This is a genomic window from Streptomyces sp. CB01580, from assembly GCF_001905795.1.
GTDB lineage: Bacteria > Actinomycetota > Actinomycetes > Streptomycetales > Streptomycetaceae > Streptomyces.
On sequence record NZ_LIXJ01000004.1, the window covers coordinates 456,437 to 476,868 of the forward strand.

At 71.6% G+C, this 20,432-nt stretch carries 19 protein-coding genes and 1 other RNA gene; 4 read left to right on the top strand and 16 right to left on the bottom strand.

Translation table 11 applies throughout. The annotated features are described in order from the left end of the window. Window positions 1-272 precede the first annotated feature (272 nt). Both AMK22_RS10070 and AMK22_RS10075 read right to left on the bottom strand, forming a co-directional pair. Window positions 273-560 carry a DUF3039 domain-containing protein gene (locus tag AMK22_RS10070; RefSeq protein ID WP_073783451.1) on the bottom strand — a complete coding sequence of 96 codons (288 nt, stop codon included), beginning with the start codon at window positions 558-560 and terminating at the stop codon, window positions 273-275. A gap of 30 nt (window positions 561-590) precedes the next feature. After that, the gene (locus AMK22_RS10075; RefSeq protein WP_073783453.1) at window positions 591-1,151 is read right to left on the bottom strand and encodes a YqgE/AlgH family protein; all 561 of its coding nucleotides are present in this window, start codon (window positions 1,149-1,151) and stop codon (window positions 591-593) included. 320 nt (window positions 1,152-1,471) lie between these two features. On the opposite strand from AMK22_RS10075, the gene murA reads away from it, so the two are divergent. Then, window positions 1,472-2,812, top strand: a complete 1,341-nt coding sequence (gene murA, locus AMK22_RS10080) for a UDP-N-acetylglucosamine 1-carboxyvinyltransferase (protein ID WP_073783455.1) — start codon at window positions 1,472-1,474, stop codon at window positions 2,810-2,812. Window positions 2,813-3,295: 483 nt separating this feature from the next. Here the strand turns inward: murA and AMK22_RS10085 are convergent, their stop codons facing one another. The 4 genes from AMK22_RS10085 to AMK22_RS10100 form a co-directional block, all read right to left on the bottom strand. Further along, window positions 3,296-3,577, bottom strand: a complete 282-nt coding sequence (locus AMK22_RS10085; RefSeq protein ID WP_017237029.1) for an HU family DNA-binding protein — start codon at window positions 3,575-3,577, stop codon at window positions 3,296-3,298. 328 nt (window positions 3,578-3,905) lie between these two features. Then, window positions 3,906-5,339 (bottom strand): NAD-dependent malic enzyme, encoded by a 1,434-nt coding sequence (locus tag AMK22_RS10090; protein WP_073783457.1) that lies wholly within the window; start codon window positions 5,337-5,339, stop codon window positions 3,906-3,908. 553 nt (window positions 5,340-5,892) lie between these two features. Then, window positions 5,893-8,304: a HelD family protein gene (locus AMK22_RS10095; RefSeq protein WP_073783459.1), complete on the bottom strand. Its 2,412-nt coding sequence runs from the start codon at window positions 8,302-8,304 to the stop codon at window positions 5,893-5,895. Window positions 8,305-8,493: 189 nt separating this feature from the next. Continuing rightward, on the bottom strand, window positions 8,494-9,129 hold the full coding sequence (locus AMK22_RS10100; RefSeq protein ID WP_073783461.1) for a CGNR zinc finger domain-containing protein: 636 nt from the start codon (window positions 9,127-9,129) through the stop codon (window positions 8,494-8,496). Between the two features lie 128 nt (window positions 9,130-9,257). On the opposite strand from AMK22_RS10100, the gene AMK22_RS10105 reads away from it, so the two are divergent. After that, window positions 9,258-9,824 (top strand): GNAT family N-acetyltransferase, encoded by a 567-nt coding sequence (locus AMK22_RS10105; RefSeq protein ID WP_073783463.1) that lies wholly within the window; start codon window positions 9,258-9,260, stop codon window positions 9,822-9,824. A 54-nt stretch (window positions 9,825-9,878) separates the two neighbouring features. Here AMK22_RS10105 and AMK22_RS10110 read toward each other — a convergent pair whose 3' ends face one another. The 4 genes from AMK22_RS10110 to AMK22_RS10125 all read right to left on the bottom strand — a co-directional run bounded on the left by AMK22_RS10110 (window position 9,879) and on the right by AMK22_RS10125 (window position 13,322). After that, window positions 9,879-10,442, bottom strand: coding sequence for a GNAT family N-acetyltransferase (locus tag AMK22_RS10110; protein WP_073783465.1), 564 nt, complete (start codon window positions 10,440-10,442; stop codon window positions 9,879-9,881). A 110-nt stretch (window positions 10,443-10,552) separates the two neighbouring features. Next, entirely contained in the window at window positions 10,553-10,933 is a 381-nt protein-coding gene (locus AMK22_RS10115) for a DUF4259 domain-containing protein (protein ID WP_073783467.1), read from the bottom strand. Between the two features lie 93 nt (window positions 10,934-11,026). After that, window positions 11,027-12,172, bottom strand: a complete 1,146-nt coding sequence (locus tag AMK22_RS10120; RefSeq protein ID WP_073783469.1) for a uroporphyrinogen-III synthase — start codon at window positions 12,170-12,172, stop codon at window positions 11,027-11,029. 139 nt (window positions 12,173-12,311) lie between these two features. Beyond that, window positions 12,312-13,322 carry a LysR family transcriptional regulator gene (locus AMK22_RS10125; protein WP_073783471.1) on the bottom strand — a complete coding sequence of 337 codons (1,011 nt, stop codon included), beginning with the start codon at window positions 13,320-13,322 and terminating at the stop codon, window positions 12,312-12,314. An 83-nt stretch (window positions 13,323-13,405) separates the two neighbouring features. Here AMK22_RS10125 and AMK22_RS10130 point away from each other — a divergent pair, with 83 nt between their 5' ends. Then, on the top strand, window positions 13,406-14,692 hold the full coding sequence (locus tag AMK22_RS10130) for an MFS transporter (protein ID WP_242433901.1): 1,287 nt from the start codon (window positions 13,406-13,408) through the stop codon (window positions 14,690-14,692). Between the two features lie 129 nt (window positions 14,693-14,821). On the opposite strand, the gene ssrA is transcribed toward AMK22_RS10130, so the two are convergent. From ssrA to ftsE, 5 genes are all read right to left on the bottom strand, one after another. After that, window positions 14,822-15,191, bottom strand: a transfer-messenger RNA (tmRNA) gene (gene ssrA / locus AMK22_RS10135). 209 nt (window positions 15,192-15,400) lie between these two features. Next, window positions 15,401-15,892: an SsrA-binding protein SmpB gene (gene smpB, locus AMK22_RS10140; RefSeq protein ID WP_073783473.1), complete on the bottom strand. Its 492-nt coding sequence runs from the start codon at window positions 15,890-15,892 to the stop codon at window positions 15,401-15,403. An 18-nt stretch (window positions 15,893-15,910) separates the two neighbouring features. Further along, window positions 15,911-17,128 carry a S41 family peptidase gene (locus AMK22_RS10145; protein WP_073783475.1) on the bottom strand — a complete coding sequence of 406 codons (1,218 nt, stop codon included), beginning with the start codon at window positions 17,126-17,128 and terminating at the stop codon, window positions 15,911-15,913. A gap of 68 nt (window positions 17,129-17,196) precedes the next feature. Next, a complete protein-coding gene (gene ftsX / locus AMK22_RS10150; protein WP_073783477.1) occupies window positions 17,197-18,114 on the bottom strand; it encodes a permease-like cell division protein FtsX in 918 nt (305 codons plus the stop codon). Between the two features lie 23 nt (window positions 18,115-18,137). After that, the gene (ftsE, locus tag AMK22_RS10155) at window positions 18,138-18,827 is read right to left on the bottom strand and encodes a cell division ATP-binding protein FtsE (RefSeq protein ID WP_073783479.1); all 690 of its coding nucleotides are present in this window, start codon (window positions 18,825-18,827) and stop codon (window positions 18,138-18,140) included. A 269-nt stretch (window positions 18,828-19,096) separates the two neighbouring features. Between ftsE and AMK22_RS10160 the strand changes: the two genes are divergently transcribed. Further along, the gene (locus AMK22_RS10160; protein ID WP_073783481.1) at window positions 19,097-19,291 is read left to right on the top strand and encodes a hypothetical protein; all 195 of its coding nucleotides are present in this window, start codon (window positions 19,097-19,099) and stop codon (window positions 19,289-19,291) included. A gap of 168 nt (window positions 19,292-19,459) precedes the next feature. Here the strand turns inward: AMK22_RS10160 and AMK22_RS10165 are convergent, their stop codons facing one another. Continuing rightward, on the bottom strand, window positions 19,460-20,392 hold the full coding sequence (locus AMK22_RS10165) for a hypothetical protein (protein WP_073783483.1): 933 nt from the start codon (window positions 20,390-20,392) through the stop codon (window positions 19,460-19,462). Window positions 20,393-20,432 lie beyond the last annotated feature (40 nt).

The window sequence follows — 20,432 nt, forward strand, 5'->3', positions numbered from 1 at the left end:
GGGTGAACGCGATCTGCGCGACGCGGGAGACCCCGCGTTCCCGCGCCTCGACACAACACAAAGGGTCCCCGGGGCGCGCGTCGACGCGCGCCCCGGGGACCCGAAGCCCTGGTGCCCGAACGTTTCCGAACGGTCCCGGAGCATTCCGAACTGCTCCGAACGGTGCGCGGACCGCCCGGCCCCTTCAGGGACCGCTCGAACCCCTCGGGACCACTCGCCCCTCAGGGACCGTTCGAACCCTTCGGGGAGGACCGCTCACGGACCGCCGCGGACTACTTCTTGTCCTTGCCGCCCTTGTCCTTGCCGCCACCGGAGCCCATGGACTCGTAGATCTCCTTGCACAGGGGGCAGACCGGGTACTTCTTGGGGTCGCGCCCCGGTACCCAGACCTTGCCGCACAGTGCGACCACGGGGGTGCCCTCCAGGGCACTCGCCATGATCTTGTCCTTCTGGACGTAATGGGCGAAGCGCTCGTGGTCGCCGTCGCCGTTCGACACCTGGGGCGTCGGCTCTACGAGGGTGCCCGTACCTGCCCCGCGCTCGGGCTCAAGAGTGCTCATAGAGGCCAAGGGTACTGAAAGCCGGGGACTTCAGTTCAGCGACGGGTCGTCGGGATACGTGGCGATCATGGCCAGTTCGCTGCGCTGGCGGCGCAGAACCGCCCGCCAGAGGTGCTCCGGACGCGGCGAGGAGACGTCTCCCGGCTCGGACTCCACGACGTACCAGGCACCGCCGGTCAGCTCCTTCTCCAGCTGCCCGGGGCCCCAGCCGGCGTACCCGGCGAAGATCCGCAGCGAGCCGAGGGCGGCGGCCAGCAGCTCCGGCGGCGCCTCCAGGTCCACCAGACCGATCGCCCCGTACACCCGGCGCCAGCCGAGAGGCCCCTCGTCGCCGGGGATGACGGCCACGCCGAGCGCGGAGTCGAGCGAGACCGGGCCGCCCTGGAAGACGACGCCCGGTTCGCCGGCCAGTCCGGCCCAGGGCGTGAGGATGTCGCCGACGCCCACCGGGGTCGGCCGGTTCAGGACCACGCCGAGCGAGCCCTCCTCGTCGTGGTCGAGGAGCAGCACCACGGCGCGGTCGAAATTGGGATCCGCGAGCGCGGGTGTGGCCACGAGCAGTCGCCCTGTGAGCGAGGACACCTCGGTCATGGCAGAAATGATCCCGCATCCCGGCCCCCGACGGGGAGCGGCCGGGCCCTCCGGTCGCCGAGCCGGCCCCCACGCGCAGCTCAGGGCGCACGGATGCACGAGGAGCGCGCGGGTGAGTGGGCACGGGGAGCCGAACGACGGGCACGACGAAGCGCGTCGGAAGGCTTAACGGACGGTGACCCTCCGCAAGAGCGGGGAAGCAGAGCGTGTTGTGGCGAATTCATGACGTCCGCGCACCCCCGGCTCCCTGCGGGAAGGGGGACGATGGGCCATTACCCTTTCGTTTGGCCCCTGCCCGACCACTCCGGAACGCGAGATTCATGACCGGCACAGACGATGTCCTGCTTGTCCACGGCGGAACCCCGCTGGAGGGCGAGATCCGCGTCAGAGGCGCCAAGAACCTGGTGCCGAAGGCGATGGTCGCCGCGCTGCTCGGCAGCGGGCCCAGCCGACTGCGCAACGTGCCCGACATCCGCGACGTGCGGGTGGTTCGGGGTCTGCTGCAGCTGCACGGCGTGACGGTGCGCCCGGGCGACGAGCCGGGCGAGCTGGTCCTGGACCCGACTCATGTCGAGAGCGCCAACGTCGCCGACATCGACGCCCACGCGGGTTCCTCGCGCATCCCGATCCTCTTCTGCGGCCCCCTGCTGCACCGGCTCGGCCACGCGTTCATCCCCGGGCTCGGCGGATGCGACATCGGCGGCCGGCCGATCGACTTCCACTTCGACGTGCTGCGGCGGTTCGGCGCGACCATCGAGAAGCGCGCGGACGGCCAGTACCTGGAGGCTCCGCAGCGGCTGCGCGGCACGAAGATCCGGCTGCCGTACCCCTCGGTGGGCTCCACCGAGCAGGTGCTGCTGACGGCGGTGCTCGCCGAGGGCGTCACCGAACTGTCCAACGCGGCGGTCGAGCCGGAGATCGAGGACCTCATCTGCGTGCTGCAGAAGATGGGCGCGATCATCTCGATGGACACCGACCGGACGATCCGGATCACCGGTGTCGACCGGCTGGACGGTTACACGCACCGGGCGATCCCGGACCGCCTGGAGGCGGCCTCCTGGGCGTCCGCGGCGCTGGCCACCGAGGGCAACATCTACGTGCGGGGCGCACAGCAGCGCTCGATGATGACGTTCCTGAACACCTTCCGCAAGGTCGGCGGCGCGTTCGAGATCGACGACGAGGGCATCCGCTTCTGGCACCCCGGCGGCGCGCTGAACGCCATCGCCCTGGAGACGGACGTGCACCCCGGTTTCCAGACCGACTGGCAGCAGCCGCTGGTCGTGGCCCTGACGCAGGCGTCGGGCCTGTCCATCGTCCACGAGACGGTGTACGAGTCGCGGCTCGGCTTCACCTCCGCGCTCAACCAGATGGGCGCGCACATCCAGCTCTACCGCGAGTGCCTGGGCGGCTCGGACTGCCGCTTCGGCCAGCGCAACTTCCTGCACTCGGCGGTGGTGTCCGGACCCACGAAGCTCCAGGGCGCGGACCTGGTCATCCCCGACCTGCGCGGAGGCTTCTCGTACCTGATCGCGGCACTGGCGGCGCAGGGCACCTCGCGGGTGCACGGCATCGACCTGATCAACCGCGGCTACGAGAACTTCATGGAGAAGCTGGAGAAGCTGGGCGCGAACGTGGAGTTGCCGGGCGGCGCGCTGGTCTGAGCCACGGCGGTCCGTGCCGGTGCCGGGACCGGTGCCGGCACGGACCGCGGTCCGGGTTCGGCGTCGGCCCGGTGCCGGGCCGGGTTCCGCGCGGCCGACGGCTGCTGACGGGGGTTCGGGGCGCTGCCCCGGGCCCCCGTCCGTCGTACACGGACCCCTCTCACGGGGACGCGTCGAAGCTCCCGGCCCCCTCCCACGGACGACGTCCGGCGCTCATGGGCCTCTTTCGCGGACGGTGGTCCGGCGTACGACGTCCGGCGCCGTGGAGGCGGCCTCCGCGGCGCCTGTGGATCCGCTCCGGACCCGTCACGGCCCGGCCGGGCGGTGTGCCTCGCAGGCCGGGCGGCGTGCCTTCTTGCCCTGGATGGGCGACGAAGGGGCCGCGGATGGCCGACGGCGGGCCACAACGGCCCTTCTCGGACCGGTACACGGAAGGGCGGTCACCCTGGTCGGGTGCCCGCCCTTCGTCGCGTCTATGAGGGCTTACTTGCCCTTGGCGGCTTCCTTGAGCTTGGAGCCCGCGGAGACCTTCACGCTGTAACCGGCCGGGATGTTGATCGGGTCGCCGGTCTGCGGGTTACGAGCGGTGCGAGCGGCACGGTGGGTGCGCTCGAAGGTCAGAAAGCCGGGGATGGTGACCTTCTCGTCGCCCTTGGCGACGACCTCACCGACGGTCTCGGCGAGCGCGGCCAGCACGGCGTCGGCGTCCTTGCGGGTCACCTCGGCACGGTCGGCCAGGGCGGCCACCAGCTCACTGCGGTTCATGTTGTTACTCCCGTGTTCTTCTTGCCTGTGAGGCGTGAGATCGAAGCCGATGCTGCCAGGGCCCTCGGACAGTCCCCGGACCCGGGTCTTTCGTCAGACCCTCGCGCCCGATTACGCATCCTGCCCCCACCTGCGGCGGGAAAGCCAATCCGGCACCCTCCGGAGTCACACGAAAAGCACCACTTCCTCGCCGTGGTGACGTTCCGTCGACGCCGCGGAAGCGGTCCGCAGCGGGTGCGGGGCTGTGCGGGACGCGCCGCCCGCCCACCCTAAAGGGGCGTTTGGGGCGCCGCGACCCGCGACGCGCCGTAGGCCGGTCCGACCTGGGTCAGATCGACGTGGGGCCCGTCACAGCGCCTCCCGCGGCCTTCGCCGCGTCACGGACGGCACCGGCGACCGCGCCCGCCACCTTGTCGTTGAAGACCGACGGGATGATGTAGTTCGCGTTCACCTCGTCCTCGGCGACGACATCGGCGAGCGCGCGGGCCGCCGCGAGCATCATGTCCGTGTTGACGGCGCGGGACTGGGCGTCGAGCAGGCCGCGGAAGACGCCCGGGAAGACCAGCACGTTGTTGATCTGGTTCGGGAAGTCGGAACGGCCGGTGGCGACAACTGCCGCCGTCTGACGGGCGATTGCCGGGTCCACCTCGGGGTCCGGGTTCGCGAGCGCGAACACGATCGCGCCGTCGGCCATGGCCGCGACGTCCGAGCCGTCCAGGACGTTCGGGGCGGAGACGCCGATGAAGACGTCGGCGCCGACGACGGCCTCCTTGAGGGTCCCGGTGACGGACTCGGGGTTGGTGTTGTCCGCGATCCAGCGCAGCGGCGAGTCGGGGGCGGCGGAGAGCAGGTCCTCGCGGCCCTCGTGCACCACACCGTGGATGTCGGCGACGACGGCGTGCTTGACGCCCGCGGCGATGAGGAGCTTGAGGATGGCCGTACCGGCTGCTCCGGCTCCGGACATGACGACCCGTACGTCCCCGATTCCCTTGCCCACCACGCGAAGCGCGTTGGTCAGCGAGGCCAGCACCACGATGGCGGTGCCGTGCTGGTCGTCGTGGAAGACCGGGATGTCCAGGGCCTCGCGCAGGCGCGCCTCGATCTCGAAGCAGCGGGGCGCGGAGATGTCCTCCAGGTTGATGCCCGCGAAGCCGGGCGCGATCGCCTTGACGATCTCGACGATGGCGTCGCTGTCCTGGGTGTCCAGGCAGATCGGCCAGGCGTCGATGCCGGCGAACCGCTTGAAGAGGGCCGCCTTGCCCTCCATCACGGGCAGGGCGGCCTTCGGCCCGATGTTGCCGAGGCCCAGCACGGCGGAGCCGTCCGTCACAACTGCGACGGAATTGCGCTTGATGGTGAGGCGGCGCGCGTCCTCGGGGTTCTCGGCGATCGCCATGCAGACGCGGGCCACGCCCGGGGTGTAGATCATCGAGAGGTCGTCGCGGTTGCGGATGGGGTGCTTGGACGCCATCTCGATCTTGCCGCCGAGGTGCATCAGGAACGTACGGTCGGAGACCTTGCCCAGGACGACGCCCTCGATGCCGCGCAGCTTCTCGACGATCTCGTCGGCGTGCGCGGTGGAGGTGGCGGCGATGGTGACGTCGATCCGCAGCTTCTCGTGGCCGGACGCGGTCACGTCGAGGCCGGTGACCGAGCCACCGGAGGACTCGACGGCCGTGGTGAGCTGAGAGACGGACGTGCCGCTCGTGGGCACCTCCAGCCTGACCGTCATCGAGTACGAGACGCTGGGCGCCGTTGCCATGGCCGAGTCCTTCGCTTTCCTTAGCTTCTTTGCCGCGCGGCCGGGGCGCTCGCCTCGGACGTGCTTTCCGATCGTCGCACCTACCGACCAGTAGCCGGTAATGACTGCCACATTCCGGAAAATGATTTCCACCATACGAGATGGCATGACCGGGCGGAAGCCCGACCCGGCGAGGCCGCCCGCTCCGTACCGGATCGGGCACGTCCGGTACGTCCGCTACGTCCAGCACATCCGGCGCCTCCGGTACGAGCCGGATGCGGCCCGGGACCCGCCCCCATGAACGAGAACAGACCCGCGCCACCAGGAGGTGACGCGGGTCTGTCATCTGCTTGAACGGCACCGACCCGCCATGCTCGCCTCGCGGCAAGTGGTCGCTCGAAGCGACGAAGGTTGGGCCCGGGGGCTTGGATCGAGCCGGTGCCGCACACCAGGCTAACAAACACCTCGGAAAAGCGATTCCCGGAGCCCTGCCCGAATTCCGATCCGGTCTCCGGGAAACCGATCCGGTTCCCGGAACCCCGTACGGCCGGGGGCGGACCGGTCCCGCGCGCCCTCAGTCCCGCAGCAGGTCCGGGACGCCGTCCTCGTCGGGCAGGTCACGCTCGCCCGAGACCACCGTGAGCTGCTGCGTCGCGCGCGTCAACGCCACGTACAGCACCCGCAGGCCGGCCGGGGACTCGTCGGCGATCTCGGCGGGCGAGACGACCACCGTGGCGTCGTACTCCAGGCCCTTCGCCTCCAGGCTGCCCAGCGCGACCACCCGCTCGCCGAGACCGGCGAGCCATTCGCGGGCCTGTGCCCGGCGGTTCATCGCGACGACCACGCCGACCGTCCCGTCGACCTCGTCCAGCAGGCGTCGTGCCTCCTCCCGCACCGAGGCGGCCGGATCGCCGTCCCGTACGGTCGTGAAGCGCGGCTTCACTCCGGTGGAGCGGACCGCGGCCGGTGACTCGCTCCCGGGCATCGCCAGCGCGAGAACCTTGGCCGCCAGCTCGGCGATCTCCGCCGGGTTCCGGTAGTTGACCGTGAGGGTGAAGTGGCGGCGCGGCCGGGTGCCGAGCGCCTCGTCGCGCGCTCGCGCGGCCTCGTCCGGGTCGGACCAGGAGGACTGGGCCGGGTCCCCGACGATCGTCCAGGTGGCGTGCCGGCCACGGCGGCCGACCATGCGCCACTGCATGGGCGTCAGGTCCTGCGCCTCGTCGACGATGACGTGCGCGTACTCCGTGCGCTCCGCCGCCAGCCGCTCGGCCCGCTCGCGCTGGGTCTCCTCGCGCCGCGGCATCAGCTCCTCCAGGCCGCTGAGCTGGTCCAGCGGGTCCAGCTCGCGCTTCTTCTTCGGCCGGGCCGGGGTCCCGAGCAGCATCTGGAGCTCGTCGAGCATCGCCACGTCGTGCACGGAGAGCGGGCCGTCGCCGTTGCGGTCGAGGCGCTTCAGGGAACGGGCCAGGCGGCGCACCTCGCCCTGGTTGAGGACCCGGCGCGACCAGCGGCCGAGCCGCCTCTCGTCGGCCATCGCGGCGAGCACCCCGCGCGGGGTGAGCTCGGGCCACCATGCGTCCAGGAACTCGATGAAGGGGGTCTCGGTGGAGACGTCCTCGTCGAAGGAGGAACGCAATTCGGCCACGAGTTCGGGATCGGTGTAGCGGTCCCGGCCGGACGACTTGTTCCAGAGGGCGTCCAGGAGCATTCTGCGGGCGCGCGGGCGCAGAAGGTTGACCGGAGCGGTGCCGCCGAGCACCGACTGCCGGATGCGGCGCAGTTCGTCGGCGTCCAGTTCGACACGAGCACCGAACGCGACGACCCGCAGCCGGGTCGGGGTGGCCGGGGGCGCACCGGCGGTGCCGGTCGCCGCATCGGTCGCATCGGTCATGTCGCCGAAGGAGAGCTGACCGCCGTCGCGGCCCCTCGCCCCGCCCGGGGCGCCGGGTCGTTCCAGCGCGCCGCGCGCGGCCTTGCGCAGCACCTGGAGCATCCGGGAGGAGCCCTTGATCCGGGCAACGGCGGGTTCGTCGTAGACGGTGGCGCCCTCGGGGCCCGCCGCCTCGTCGGAGAGCGAGCCGACCGCGCGGATCGCGACCTGCCCCTCCTCCCCCAGTGAGGGCAGCACCCCCTCGGTGTACGCGACGAGGAGCGGGGTCGGCGAGACGACGAGGATGCCGCCCGCGTAGCGCCGCCGGTCCTGGTAGAGGAGGTACGCGGCGCGGTGCAGAGCGACGGCGGTCTTGCCGGTGCCGGGGCCGCCGGACACCTCGGTGACGGAGGCGGCGGGGGCCCGGATCACCAGGTCCTGCTCGGCCTGGATGGAGGAGACGATGTCCCGCATGGTGTGGCTGCGGGCCTGGCCGAGCGCCGCCATCAGGGCGCCGTCGCCGATGACGGGAAGCCGCTGACCGTCGAGGAACGCGGTCAGCTCGGGACGCATCAGGTCGTCCTCGACACCGAGGACCCGGCGGCCCTTGGAACGGATGACCCTGCGGCGCACCACCCGGCCCGGGTCCTTCGGCGTCGACCGGTAGAAGGGCGCGGCGGCCGGGGCACGCCAGTCGATGACCAGGGGCGCGTACTCGGAGTCGAGGACGCCGATCCGGCCGATGTGCAGGGTCTCCGCGATGTCGGCCGAGCCGTCCTCGCGTACGGCGTCGTCGGCCGGCTCGACCGAGGTGTACGCGCCGTCGGGGCCCCGCTCGCCGTCCTTGCCGAGCAGCAGGTCGATGCGTCCGAAGAGGAAGTCCTCGAACTCGCTGTTCAGCCGGTTGAGGTGGATCCCGGCCCGGAACACCTGGGCGTCGCGCTCGGCGAGTGCTCCCGGGGTACCGACCTGACCCCGCTTGGCGGCGTCGTCCATGAGGAACTCCGCCTCGTGGATCTTCTCCTCGAGGCGACGGTACACACGGTCGAGATGTTCTTGCTCGACACCGGTCTCCCGGTCCCGCAATGAATCGACAGCGGCATCCTGCGCGGCCACCGAGGCCCCCTTCTGACGTGCATCGGGCAGCCGTCAACCATATGCGAAGGGGGGCCCGCCGCGCACCTGCCGCACAGGAGAAGGGCGTGGCGGGACCCGTTCTCTCTTCTCCTCCCTCGCCGTGCTTCGTCTCCGGGCCCGCGTGCTTGCGCCCCGTCCTCGGTGGGGCGGCGCCGCCGCTCCTGGCCCTCACGCCGGATCGGCGTCCGCGACCGCAGTGACAGCCGCGGCCGCCGCCACCCGGCGCCGGTGACGGGCCACCCGTTCCCGGTTCCCGCACACCTCGCTGGAGCACCAGCGACGCCGGTGCCCGCGCGAGGTATCCAGATAGAGCCGACGGCAGTTGTCGGCCTCGCAGCGACGCAGTCCGGCCCGCGCCACCGGGTCGGTCAGGAGTTCCACGGCGTCACGGGCCACGGCGGCCAGCAGCGCCCCGCACTCGGGGTCGCCGTCCAGTGTCCGTATCAGCGTGCCGCCCCTGCCCCGTACGGCCCGGAGGCCCGGCGGCGGCTCCGCGGCGAGCGCGTTGACCCGCTCCAGGGCGTCCACAGCGCCCTCGAACCTGCGGCCGCCGCCGATTTCGGCGGTCAGCAGCCGCTCGACGCCCGTCCTCAGCTGGCGGAAGCGCACCACCCAGCTGTCGTCCACGGCACCGAGGTGGGTGCCGTTCGGTACGAGTCCGGTGGCGAGCAGCCAGTCGGCGAGCCGCTCGGCGCCGTCGAGCAGTTCGCACGCCCCGGACGTGCCGGTTCCCGTCGCCACCAGGTCCAGGCAGGGGCGGCCGGAGCCGAACCGCCAGTCGTACGCACTCTTGCCCGCTGCCATGTATGAATCACCGCCTCGGGGTCTGCGCCGGAGGTCTCCCCCAGAGTGCCCCTCGGCCGACCGGCCCGGAACCCCTGGCGCCGCACGGGGCCGGTGAGAGATGCCCCCGGGACCGTTATGGTCTCCGGGTGCCCGACGAACGCCGTGCCACCGCTCCCGAGGCCGACGCACTCCTGCTCCGTCCCTGGCTGCCCGACGACATGCCGGACGTGATCAAGGCGTTCCGCGATCCCTCGATGCGCGCCATGCTGCGCACGTGGGTGACCGACGAGGCCGAGGCCGAGCGCTGGCTGAGGAGACAGCGGGAAGGCCGGGAATCCGGCACCCGTTTCGCCTTCGCCGTGGTCGATCGCGCGTCCGCCGGTGAGCTTGTCGGCAATGTGGCGTTCAGCCGCCCCGCCCTGGACGCGGCGAGCGGGGAGGTCGGCTACTGGACGGCCCCGTGGGCGCGCGGCCGAGGGGTGGCGTCGCAGGCGCTCGGGGCGCTGACCGACTGGGTGTTCGAGGCGTTCGCCGAGAACGGTCTGGTGCGGCTGGACCTGCTGCACCAGGTGGGCAACGACGCCTCGTGCCGGGTCGCGGAGAAGTGCGGCTACGACCTCGCGGAGGTCCTGCGTGCGCTGCCGCCATGGCCGCGGGAGGGTCACCGGCACGTACGGTTCCGCCCCGGGAGCCCCGGGCGGCGAGCCTGCTGAACGCCCGTCGCCGACGCCCCGGGGCCGTCCATGGGAGGCCCGTGGAGCCGGGGCTCAGCCGGCCGGCGGGTCGTCGTGCAGGATCCGCTGGAACAGCCGGTGGTCACGCCATTCGCCGTCGATGTGCAGACAGCGCGGGGCCATCCCGTACTCCTCGAAGCCGCACTTGAGGAGCACCCGCTGGGACGCCACGTTGTCCAGGAGCGTCCCCGCCTCGACCCGGTGCAGCCGCAGGTCGTCCCTGGCCGACTCGCAGATCCGGCTCACGGCGGTCGTGGCCAGCCCCCGGCCCGCGTACTCGATGTCCACCCAGTAGCCGAGCGTGCCGCTGCGGAACGGCCCGAGCACGATGCCGTTGAGGTTGAATCCGCCCACCGCGCGGTCCTGCTCGTCCGCGAGCACCCACGACATCGACCGCCCCGCGTCCCGATCCGCGAGCATCCCCGCCAGCCGCTCCCGCTGCCCGTGCTCGGTGTAGAAGACCTCGGGCCGCAGGGGCTCCCAGGGCCGCATGTACGCGCGGCTGCGGGTCAACGCCGCGGCGAGGGAAGCGGCATCGGCCATGGTGGCGGGGCGGAGTCGTACCTCCGCGTCGAGCTGATGGGAGTCGTTGATCATCCCTTCAGGTTATCCCCGTGCCGCCGAACGGCCCCGGCCCACGGACCTCACCGCGCCTTCCTCCCGCCCTTTCCCCGTGCCGCCCCTCGCTCCGCCCCGCCCGCCGCTTCTCACTCCTCCTCGTGCCGCGCCCTCGCCAGGTCCACCAGCCGGTCGAACGTGCGGTTCAGCTCCGCCCGCCGGGTCTTCTTGTACTCCTCCTCGGGTTCCAGATCGTCGATGGTCCGTTCCCACACGTCCATGAACGTCCGCTTCCACACCTCGGCCACCGCCGGCTCCGGCACCACCGCGCCGACGTATCCCCGCTCCGCGATCAGACACAGCAGATCGATGTCGCACGGCACGACCACCCCCCAGTAGTCGTCCGGCTCCAGACCCACCGGATCGCCCGCCATGGCCTCCTCGATCTCCGAGAGGAGACGTCCGGTGATCCCCGACAGGTGGTCCGCCGCCGTGTCGCTGTCGAAATTCCCGCTGCCCCAAGTGCCCATGGTCTTCCCCTCCGCCGGTCGTCGCGCACGTGTCCCCCGCCGCCTCCAGGTTCTATCGCACGGCACTGACAACACCGGCCGGACCAGGTGCCGTTACGCGCCTCGGAATTCCGGGTGCCCGGTGTCCTCGGCCGGGTCCAGCTCCAGCCGGTAGCCGCGTTCGACCACGGTCCGGACGAGCTCGGGTACGCCCAGCGCCGTGCGCAGCTTCGCCACGGCCGTCTCCACCGCGTGCTCGTCCGTGCCGCCGCCGGGCAACGTGCGCAGCAGGTCGGCGCGGCCCACCACCCGGCCCGGCCGACGGGCCAGGGCGTGCAGCAGGGCCATTCCGGCGGGCGGCACCGGACGCGGTTCGCCGTCGACGATCACGGCGTGGCCACGGATCTGGACACGGTGCCGCGCGACCGTCAACACCGGTGCCCTCGCGGGGAGTTCGTGGCACAGCAGCTGGACGAGCGGGACGAGCCGGAAGCGTTCCGGCTGGACGGTGTCGATGCCGAGCGCCTGCAACGGCCGGGCCGTGACGGGCCCGACGCAGGCCACGAGCACGTCCTCGCGCAGCGCGCTCAGGAGTTCCGGCGACTGCCCGCGCCTTTCCGCCCGTCCGAGCAACGAGGTGGCGGCCGGGGCGCTGGTGAAGGTGAGCGCGTCCACGCCGCGGGCCAGAACTGCGTCGAGCAGCCGGTCGAGCGGTGCGATGTCCTCGGGGTCCGTCCAGCGGTAGACGGGTACGGCGACGACCTCGGCGCCCGCCGCCCGGAGCGGCTCGATGAAGCCCTGGAGGGGTTCGCCGTGAAGTTGGAGGGCGATCCGGCGTCCCGCCACGCCTTCGGTGAGGAGCCGGTCGAGCACCTCGTCCATGGATTCGGAGGCGGGTGACCAGCTCTCGGTCAGCCCGGCCGCCCGTACGGCGCCCCTGGCCTTGGGGCCGCGGGCCAGCAGTTCGGCCCCGCGCAGGGCCGCCGCCAGCCGGTCGCCGAGGCCCCAGCCGTCGGCGGCCTCCATCCAGCCCCGGAAGCCCACGGCGGTGGTGGCGACGACCACGTCGGGGACGGATCCGATGACTTCCCGGGTGGCGGCGAGGAGTTCGGTGTCGTCGGCGAGCGGCACGATCCGCAGGGCCGGTGCGTGCAGGACGGCGGCGCCCCGCCGCTCCAGCAGCGCCTCGAACTCCTCCGCGCGGCGTGCGGCGGTGACCCCGACGGTGAACCCGGTGAGGGGTTCGTGCTCTCCACGCATGTGCTCTTCCCGGCTCTCGTTACGGCCTCGTTCCGGCTGCCGCCCTGCCGGCTCTCGTTCCCACTGCCGTCCGGACGGCGAAGGTACACCACCGGGCGTCGTCCACCGGCCCACCTCCACACGCCACCGCTCCCCTCCCTCAGCCGCGCGTCAGCATCAGCGCGGCATCGGCCTCGGGCAGCCAGCTCCCGTCCGGCCGCTCCAGCCAGCCCTCCTCGGCCCCCAGCCGGGCCGCGGCCTCGCGCAGGGCGTCGAGGCCCGGATGGCGCAGGTCCCTGCGCCACACCATCAGCAGCGGGGAGACCGGTACGGGCCGGACCAGCGGACGCACCACGGTCCCCGGCAACGGCGGGAAGCCGACGACGCACAGCACCGGGTTCGCCGACTTCGCCATGACCCGCTGGAACTCGGCCACGCCGACCGCGAGCGGAACCGGAGGCGCGAGTTCGATGCCCCACTCCGCGAACAGCAGCCGGGCGAGGTCCGTCCACTCCCCCGTACGCGGATTCCCGTCACCCGCGTAGACGATCTCGCCGGCCAGGTCGCCGGGGGCGACGGCCTCCCGCCCGGCGAGCGGGTGATCGGCGGGCAGCAGAACGGCCATCGGCTCGTACCGCACCGGCAGCACGCCGAGCCGCGCCCGTACCGCCGGATCGAGCCCTGCGGCACGACCGAAGGAGACGTCGAGCCGGCCGGCCAGGATCTCCCCCGCCGCCCAGGTCAGGCCGCTCTCGAAGCGCGCCATCAGCTCGCACGAGGGAACCAGTTCGCGCGCGCGGGCGAGCACCCGGGCCGCCGTCATGCCGTCGGTGTTGAGGTCGACGAGGAGCGGGCGGGCCGCGGCGTCCCCGAAGGCGGCGGCGAGGTCGGCGTGCGCCTCCAGCACCCGCCGGGCGTACGGGAGGAGCCGTTCCCCGTCGGCGGTCAGGGCCACCTGCCGGGTGGTGCGCACGAAGAGTTCCGTGCCCAGTTCGCGCTCCAGCCGCCGGACGTCCCGGCTCAATGCCTGCTGGGCGATGAAGAGGCGGGCGGCGGCACGGGTGAAGTGCAGGTCCTCGGCGACGGCCACGAAAGCGCGGAGCAGCCGGGGGTCGGTGTCGCCGCGGCTGCTCGTCCGACTGCCCGTTCCGGCACCGTCAGGGGGAACCATGCCGAGAATTTACAACACAGATGCGTCAATCAGCGTGCAGAAGGTGTTGGACCCCGCGGGCCGCGCGCCCCGAGGGTGATCCCATGCCGTACGAGAGAAACCCGCCCTCCGCTCCCGTGTTCGCCCTCTCCGGGGACCTGCTGGTCATCGCTGCCCGTGACGCCCCCTCCCCCGTCCGACCGGCCTCCGCCAATCCCTACCTCCGGCTCCTCGCCACCCCCGGTGCCCGCGCCTTCACGGCGGGCAACCTCCTCGCCCGGCTGCCCATGGGCATGTTCAGCGTCAGCGCGGTGATCATGATCGCCGGCTCGCGTGGCTCGTACGCCCTGGCGGGGGCCGTCACCGCGGCCGGGCTCGCCGCGACGGCGGTGGTCGCGCCCTGGACGGCGCGGCTCGTCGACCGGTACGGGCAGGCCCGGATCGCGGTCCCGGCCACCGCGATCGCCGCACTGGGCTCCCTCGCCCTCCTGCTGTGCGTGCACTACGACGCCCCGGACTGGACGCTCTTCGCCTGCTACGCCGCGACCGCCACCACCCCCAACACCGGCGGGATGTCCCGGGCCCGCTGGGCCCATCTGCACCGGGGCGATCCGGCCGCCCTGCACACCGCGAACTCCTTCGAACAGGCGGCAGACGAACTCTGCTTCATGCTCGGCCCGGCCCTCGCCGCCCTGCTGTGCGGCTCGCTCTTCCCGGAGGCCGGAACGCTCGTCGGGGCGATCCTGCTGATGACGGGCGTGCTGATCTTCGCGGCCCAGCGCGCCACGGAACCGCCGGTCACGCCCCGCGCGCACACCCGCTCCCCGCTCCGCGCCCCCGGCATGCCCGCCCTGCTCGCCGCCTTCCTCGCCACCGGGGCGGTCTTCGGCGCGATGGAGGTCGTCACGATCGCCCACGCCGGGGGCGCGATCCTGGCCCTCCAGGCGGCCGGTTCGTGCGCGGCGGGCCTGCTGTACGGTTCGCTGCGCCCGGCCCCGGACATCAGGCGGCGGCTGCTGAGCTGCCTCGCGGGGATGACGGCACTGATGTCGCTGCCGCTGCTCGCCGCCTCCTGGACCGACGCTCTGCCGGTACTCGCGGGCGCGCTGCTGCTGGCCGGCGCGGCGACCGCCCCGACGATGGTCACCGGGATGACGCTGATCCAACGCCTCACCCCGGAGGACCAGTTGAACGAGGGCATGACCCTGGCCGTGACCGCGCTGCTGGGCGGGATAGCCGTCGGGTCGGCAACCGGCGGCTGGATGGTCGAGCACGCGGGGCACGTGACGGGCTATGCCGTACCGGCGTGCGCGGCGGCTCTGGCACTGGTCGTCGCGGCGGCTGGAGTCCGCGTCCCAGGAACCGGCGCACGGGCACGACACCCGGAATGACCGGCCCGACACGCAGGAACCCGGCGCGTACGGACCCCAGGACGCGCGGACCCGGGGCGTGCTGACCCCGGACACACGAACGAGGACCCCGCTGCCGGGCGGGCAACGGGGTCCTCGTTCACATGGGAATTGTGGAGATGGCGGGAATCGAACCCGCGTCCAACGGTGCGGAATCAGGGCTTCTCCGTGTGCAGTCCGCTGCGCTTTTCTCAGCCCCGGAGATCACGCGGACAAGTCTCCGACGGGCTCAGTCACTGTTTGATTTCCTTCTGGGCCCCGTGACCGGGTCTAGAAGTTTAGATCCCTTGATGATGCCAGGATCCGGGTCGGGATCACCCCCGGGCTGACACTTCGCAAGTCGCTACTTAGGCAGCGAGGGCGAAGGAATCGCGCTTGGTGTTGGCGATTATTGGTTGCGACATATGGTTTACGAGATCATTGCCGCTTCCTCGACACGCTTCCCCTGCTTCGACAGCCGCTGTCGAAACCGATCATCCCCATGTTGGTGTATTTAATTGTCAACAGCTCAATGCGTGCACCCGCTGTGAGGTGCGATGCCATCGTACGTGACCAACGCACGACCATGCCAGCCCATTCCCGCGGGCCCGGCCGTACGCCTTCCGCCGCCGACCTCCGCCGCCCTCGGGCTCCCGTTCTCGGGCTTCCGTTCTCCGGGCCCCGGCCGGGGCCCGGCGTGCACGCCCCGGTTCAGTGGGTGCCGCGCTGGCGCCGCCGCGCCGCCGCGATCGCGCGGCTGGTCTCCCGCAGGTCCTGCTTCTCGCGCAGGGTCTGCCGCTTGTCGTACTCCTTCTTGCCCTTGGCGAGCGCGATCTCGACCTTGACCCGGCTGTCTTTGAAGTACAGCGCGAGGGGCACGATCGTGTGGCCGGTCTCGCTCGCCTTCGACTCCAGCTTGTCGATCTCGGCCCGGTGCATCAGCAGCTTGCGCTTCCGCTTCGCCGAGTGGTTGGTCCAGGTGCCCTGTACGTACTCCGGGACGTGGATGTTGTGCAGCCACGCCTCGCCGCCGTCGATCTGGACGAAACCGTCCACCAGGGATGCCCTGCCCAGTCGCAGCGACTTGACCTCGGTGCCCATGAGGACGAGACCGCACTCGTAGGTGTCGAGGATGTGGTAATCGTGCCGCGCCTTCTTGTTCTGCGCGATGAGCTTGCGCCCCGTGTCCTTTTCCTTAGCCATAGTGCGGCCATTTTCGCACTATGACCCGCCTCCGAGGCCACTCAATACCGTCTCGGCCCGCTGCTCGGCCCGGGAGTCGACCACGAGGTCCGGGGTGATGCCGCGGCCGTCGACACCGCGGCCCGCGGGGGTGCGGTAGTGGCCGACGGTCAGCTCGGCCACCGCACCGTCCGGGAGCCTGCTGGGCATCTGGACCGAGCCCTTGCCGAAGGTGCGCGCGCCGACCGTGACGGCGCGGCCCCGGTCCTGGAGCGCGCCGGTGAGGAGTTCGGCGGCGCTCATCGTGCCGCCGTCGACGAGGACGACGAGCGGGCGGTCGGTGTCGCCGCCCGGCTCCGCGTAGAGGGCCCGCTGTTCCCCGCGCACGTCGTACGTGGCGACCAGGCCGCCGTCCAGGAAGGCGGAGGCGGCGGTGACGGCCTCCGTGACCAGGCCGCCGGAGTTGCCCCGCAGATCGAGCAGCACCCCGGCCCCGGCCGGGGCCCCGCGGACCGCGTCCCGTACCTCGGTCCCCGAACCCCTGGTGAACGAGTCGACGTCGATCAGCACCGCCGCGGAGGGCGCGGAGGACGCGGGACGGTCCGGTCCGATCCGTCGCACGGTGACGGCCTCGGTGCTGAGCCTGACCCTGCTCAGCGTCTTCTCACGGAGGACGGAACCGCGCTGGACGCCCAGGACCACGGTGCTGCCCGCCGCGGCCTCCGTGCTGTCCCCGCGCAGAAGGGCGACGGCCTCCGCGACGGGTCGCCGGTCCACCCGCCGGCCGTCGATGGTGCGGAGCAGGTCGCCCGGCTCGACACCTGCCAGGTCGGCGGGGCCGCCGGGCTGCACCCGGGCCACCTCGACCAGCCCGTCGGCCGAGCGCTTCGCGGCGATCCCCACTCCGGTGTACGAACCGTCGAGCGCCTGCTCGAACTCCTCGTACTGTCGCTCGTCGTACACCGCGCCCCAGCGGTCACCGCTGCGGCTGACGACCCTCTCGGCCGCTTCCGTACCGGACTTGCCGTCGGCCACGGCGCGGGCGGCGGCCGAAGCGACCTCGTCGCCGTCGACGGTGGCCCCGGCCGCGGACGCGGCGGAGGTGACGGAACGGGCCGCCGGAACCGGAGACTTCGCCTTGTCGCGCGGCAGCGAGCCGGTGGCGGCCGCGGTGGCCAGCACGGACGCGAAGACCAATGTCAGGGCGGCCCCGCGGCGTACGCCGCGGGGCCCGAAGCACCGTACGGGACCCGACATGGCGCCGAGTCTAGGACAACACCCCACGGAGGCACGGGCGGTTGGCCATCCACCGCGGTGGGCACTCGTCACACCTTCAGGTACTTGCGGAGCGCGAGGAGAGCGGCAACGGCGGGCATCAGCAGCCCGATCGCCAGCACCAGGGGCAGCTTGGTGAGGACCGCGTCCCAGCCGATGAAGTCGATCAGGGTCAGCTTGCTCTGGAGTGCCAGGCCGCCGTCGATCAGGAAGTACCGCCCGGCCAGCAGCATCACGCAGGCGAGCACGCCACCGATGAGACCGGCGAACGCGGCCTCCATGATGAACGGCATCTGGATGTAGAAGCCGGAGGCACCGACCAGCCGCATGATGCCGGTCTCCCGCCGCCGGCTGAACGCGGACACCCGGACGGTGTTCACGATCAGCATCAGCGCGATCACCAGCATCAGCACCATTACGAAGACGGCCGCCACGTTCATGCCGTTCATCAGCCCGAAGAGGTTGTCCAGGATCGACCTCTGGTCCTGGACGGACTGCACCCCGTCACGACCGGCGAACGCGGTGGCGACGACCTTGTACTTCTTCGGGTCGTGCAGCTTGACCCGGAACGACTCCTGCATCTGGTCCGGCGTGATGTTGCCCGCCATCGGCGAGTCGCCGAACTGTTCCTGGTAGCGCTTGTACGCCTCGTCGGCCGACTCGTACGTGACCGTCTCGACGGCGTCCATCTTCTTGAGATCGGCCTCGATCTCCTTCTTCTGCTGGGCCGTGACGGCCCCCTTGGCGCACTTGGGCGTCGAGGTCACATCGCTCTTGCTGCAGAGGAAGATCGAGACGTTGACCTTGTCGTACCAGTAGTCCTTCATCGTGCTGACCTGCTCGCGCATCAGCAGCGCGCCGCCGAACAGGGCGAGCGAGAGGGCGACGGAGACGACGACGGCGAAGGTCATCGTGAGGTTGCGACGGAGGCCGACGCCGATCTCCGACAGGACGAACTGGGCGCGCATGGCGTCCTTTCAGTGCTCGATGCTCAGTGCTGGTAGCCGTAGACGCCGCGGGCCTGGTCACGTACGAGACGGCCCTGCTCCAGCTCGATGACGCGCTTGCGCATCTGGTCGACGATGTTCTGGTCGTGGGTCGCCATGATCACGGTGGTGCCGGTCCGGTTGATCCGGTCCAGCAGCTTCATGATGCCGACGGAGGTCTGCGGGTCGAGGTTACCGGTCGGCTCGTCCGCGATCAGCAGCATGGGACGGTTCACGAACGCCCGCGCGATCGCCACGCGCTGCTGCTCACCACCGGAGAGCTCGCCGGGCATCCGGTCCTCCTTGCCGCCGAGGCCGACCAGGTCGAGGACCTGGGGCACCGCCTTGCGGATCTCGCCGCGCGGCTTGCCGATGACCTCCTGCGCGAACGCCACGTTCTGCGCGACGGTCTTGTTGGGGAGGAGCCGGAAGTCCTGGAACACCGTGCCCAACTGGCGGCGCATGTGCGGCACCTTCCAGTTGGACAGGCGGGAGAGGTCCTTGCCCAGGACGTGGACCGTGCCCGTGCTGGCGCGTTCCTCGCGGAGCATGAGCTTCATGAAGGTGGACTTGCCGGAGCCGGAGGAGCCCACCAGGAAGACGAACTCGCCCTTCTCGATTTCGAGCGACACATCCCGGAGAGCGGGGCGGCTCTGCCTCGGGTAGGTCTTGGAGACGTTGTCGTATCGGATCACGGATGCACCACGATAGGCCGGGAGTAGGTGTGCGTGACCATACGCGAACCCGGCTGACGCGTGCAGGCGCACGTCCCGCGATGGGTGATTTATGACAGAACGGCAACAGCTGCGGGCGGGGCGCAAGCGCTACGGAACGGGTGATCCCGGACGGGCCGCGCCGAAATCCGCGCGAGCTGGCACAGTGGGAGGGGGAACAGTTGCGTTTCCGTGAGCGTTGTGCGGAGAGAAGGCATATGCGGCTCCGCCGCGCGGGAGGAGGAAAGCGCATGACCTATGACCGACTGGTGTGCGCGAACTGCGCGGCGCCCGTGAGCGAGGGCCGCTGCCCCGTGTGCCGGGCGAGCCGGGAGCGGCTCCAGCAGGAGCAGGGCGTCCTCGCGGGGCTGAGTCCGGTGGCGCTGGTGACCCTGCTGGTGGTGATGCTGGGCGCGCTGGCGCTGCTGGCGCACCAGACCGTGTAGCGCCGGTCCGCCCGCCCGCCGGAGCAAGTGCACATGGCGGGCAGGTACGGACTGCGAGCGGACATGCGCGGTGGGTGCGTGCCAGGCGTGTACGCGAAGGGGCCCGGGATGCCGATGGGCGTCCCGGGCCCCTTCGCGCTTACGCGCGGTTACGCGATGCGGTCACCGTCAGGCGACGGTACGGCCGCTCACCAGGCGCGGCAGGATCCGGAAGCCGATGCCTCCGGCGATCATCGTCGCGGCGCCGACCAGCAGGAACGTGGTCTCGGCGGCGCCGGTCTCGGCGAGCTCGTCCTTGCCCTTGCCCTGCTCCACCGGCTGGTTGCCGGCGGAGTCCGGGGTGGTGTTGTCGGCGCACTTCGCACCATCGAGGTCGACGGTGCAGGTGCCGGTCTCACCGGTGGAGGAACCGGTGTCGCCGCCGCCGGCGGTGGTGCCGGACGAGCCGCTCCCGGACGTGCCGGAGGAGCCGTTGCCGCCGTTGCCGTTGCCACCGGACTGCTGGCCACCGGACTGGTTGCCACCGTTGCCGTTGCCACCCGACTGCTGACCGCCGTTGCCGTTGCCGCCGGACTGCTGGCCACCGGACTGGTTGCCACCGTTCCCGTTGCCACCCGACTGCTGGCCACCGGACTGGTTGCCACCGTTCCCGTTGCCACCCGACTGCTGGCCACCGTTGCCGTTGCCGCCATCGGAAGCACCGCCATCGGTACCGGCGCCGCCGTCCGCGCCCGCGCCACCATCGGTACCAGCGCCACCATCGGTACCGGCGCCACCGTCCGAGCCCGCACCACCATCGGCGCCACCGTCGGCACCGCCGTCCGAGCCCGCACCACCATCGGCGCCACCGTCGGCACCGCCGTCCGAGCCCGCGCCGCCGTCGGCACCGGCGTCGACACCACCGGGGCCCCCACCGTTGCCGCCGTCGGCCTCGCCGGTGAGCCCGGCCTGGGCGCTGATCGCCGTGTCGTCGGCCTCCACGCCGATACCAAGGTCGCCGCCCATGGCCTGCGCCGCACCGGCAGCGGTGAGCGAGGCACCTGCGGCGATCACCGCACCGGCGGCGATCCGCGCGACGCGTACTCGCGTCTTCTTGGTCATCTGTTGCTACCCCCAGTAGCTGTTCTCGTCAGTGGAGCAG

What these genes read in the sequence shown, in the direction of transcription:
- AMK22_RS10070 (WP_073783451.1), bottom strand. Translation starts at nt 560, where the DNA reads ATGAGCACTCTTGAGCCCGAGCGCGGGGCAGGTACGGGCACCCTCGTA.
- AMK22_RS10075 (WP_073783453.1), bottom strand. Translation starts at nt 1,151, where the DNA reads ATGACCGAGGTGTCCTCGCTCACAGGGCGACTGCTCGTGGCCACACCC.
- murA (WP_073783455.1), top strand. Translation starts at nt 1,472, where the DNA reads ATGACCGGCACAGACGATGTCCTGCTTGTCCACGGCGGAACCCCGCTG.
- AMK22_RS10085 (WP_017237029.1), bottom strand. Translation starts at nt 3,577, where the DNA reads ATGAACCGCAGTGAGCTGGTGGCCGCCCTGGCCGACCGTGCCGAGGTG.
- AMK22_RS10090 (WP_073783457.1), bottom strand. Translation starts at nt 5,339, where the DNA reads ATGGCAACGGCGCCCAGCGTCTCGTACTCGATGACGGTCAGGCTGGAG.
- AMK22_RS10100 (WP_073783461.1), bottom strand. Translation starts at nt 9,129, where the DNA reads ATGGCAGCGGGCAAGAGTGCGTACGACTGGCGGTTCGGCTCCGGCCGC.
- AMK22_RS10110 (WP_073783465.1), bottom strand. Translation starts at nt 10,442, where the DNA reads ATGATCAACGACTCCCATCAGCTCGACGCGGAGGTACGACTCCGCCCC.
- AMK22_RS10115 (WP_073783467.1), bottom strand. Translation starts at nt 10,933, where the DNA reads ATGGGCACTTGGGGCAGCGGGAATTTCGACAGCGACACGGCGGCGGAC.
- AMK22_RS10120 (WP_073783469.1), bottom strand. Translation starts at nt 12,172, where the DNA reads ATGCGTGGAGAGCACGAACCCCTCACCGGGTTCACCGTCGGGGTCACC.
- AMK22_RS10125 (WP_073783471.1), bottom strand. Translation starts at nt 13,322, where the DNA reads ATGGTTCCCCCTGACGGTGCCGGAACGGGCAGTCGGACGAGCAGCCGC.
- AMK22_RS10130 (WP_242433901.1), top strand. Translation starts at nt 13,406, where the DNA reads ATGCCGTACGAGAGAAACCCGCCCTCCGCTCCCGTGTTCGCCCTCTCC.
- smpB (WP_073783473.1), bottom strand. Translation starts at nt 15,892, where the DNA reads ATGGCTAAGGAAAAGGACACGGGGCGCAAGCTCATCGCGCAGAACAAG.
- AMK22_RS10145 (WP_073783475.1), bottom strand. Translation starts at nt 17,128, where the DNA reads ATGTCGGGTCCCGTACGGTGCTTCGGGCCCCGCGGCGTACGCCGCGGG.
- ftsX (WP_073783477.1), bottom strand. Translation starts at nt 18,114, where the DNA reads ATGCGCGCCCAGTTCGTCCTGTCGGAGATCGGCGTCGGCCTCCGTCGC.
- AMK22_RS10160 (WP_073783481.1), top strand. Translation starts at nt 19,097, where the DNA reads ATGACCTATGACCGACTGGTGTGCGCGAACTGCGCGGCGCCCGTGAGC.
- AMK22_RS10165 (WP_073783483.1), bottom strand. Translation starts at nt 20,392, where the DNA reads ATGACCAAGAAGACGCGAGTACGCGTCGCGCGGATCGCCGCCGGTGCG.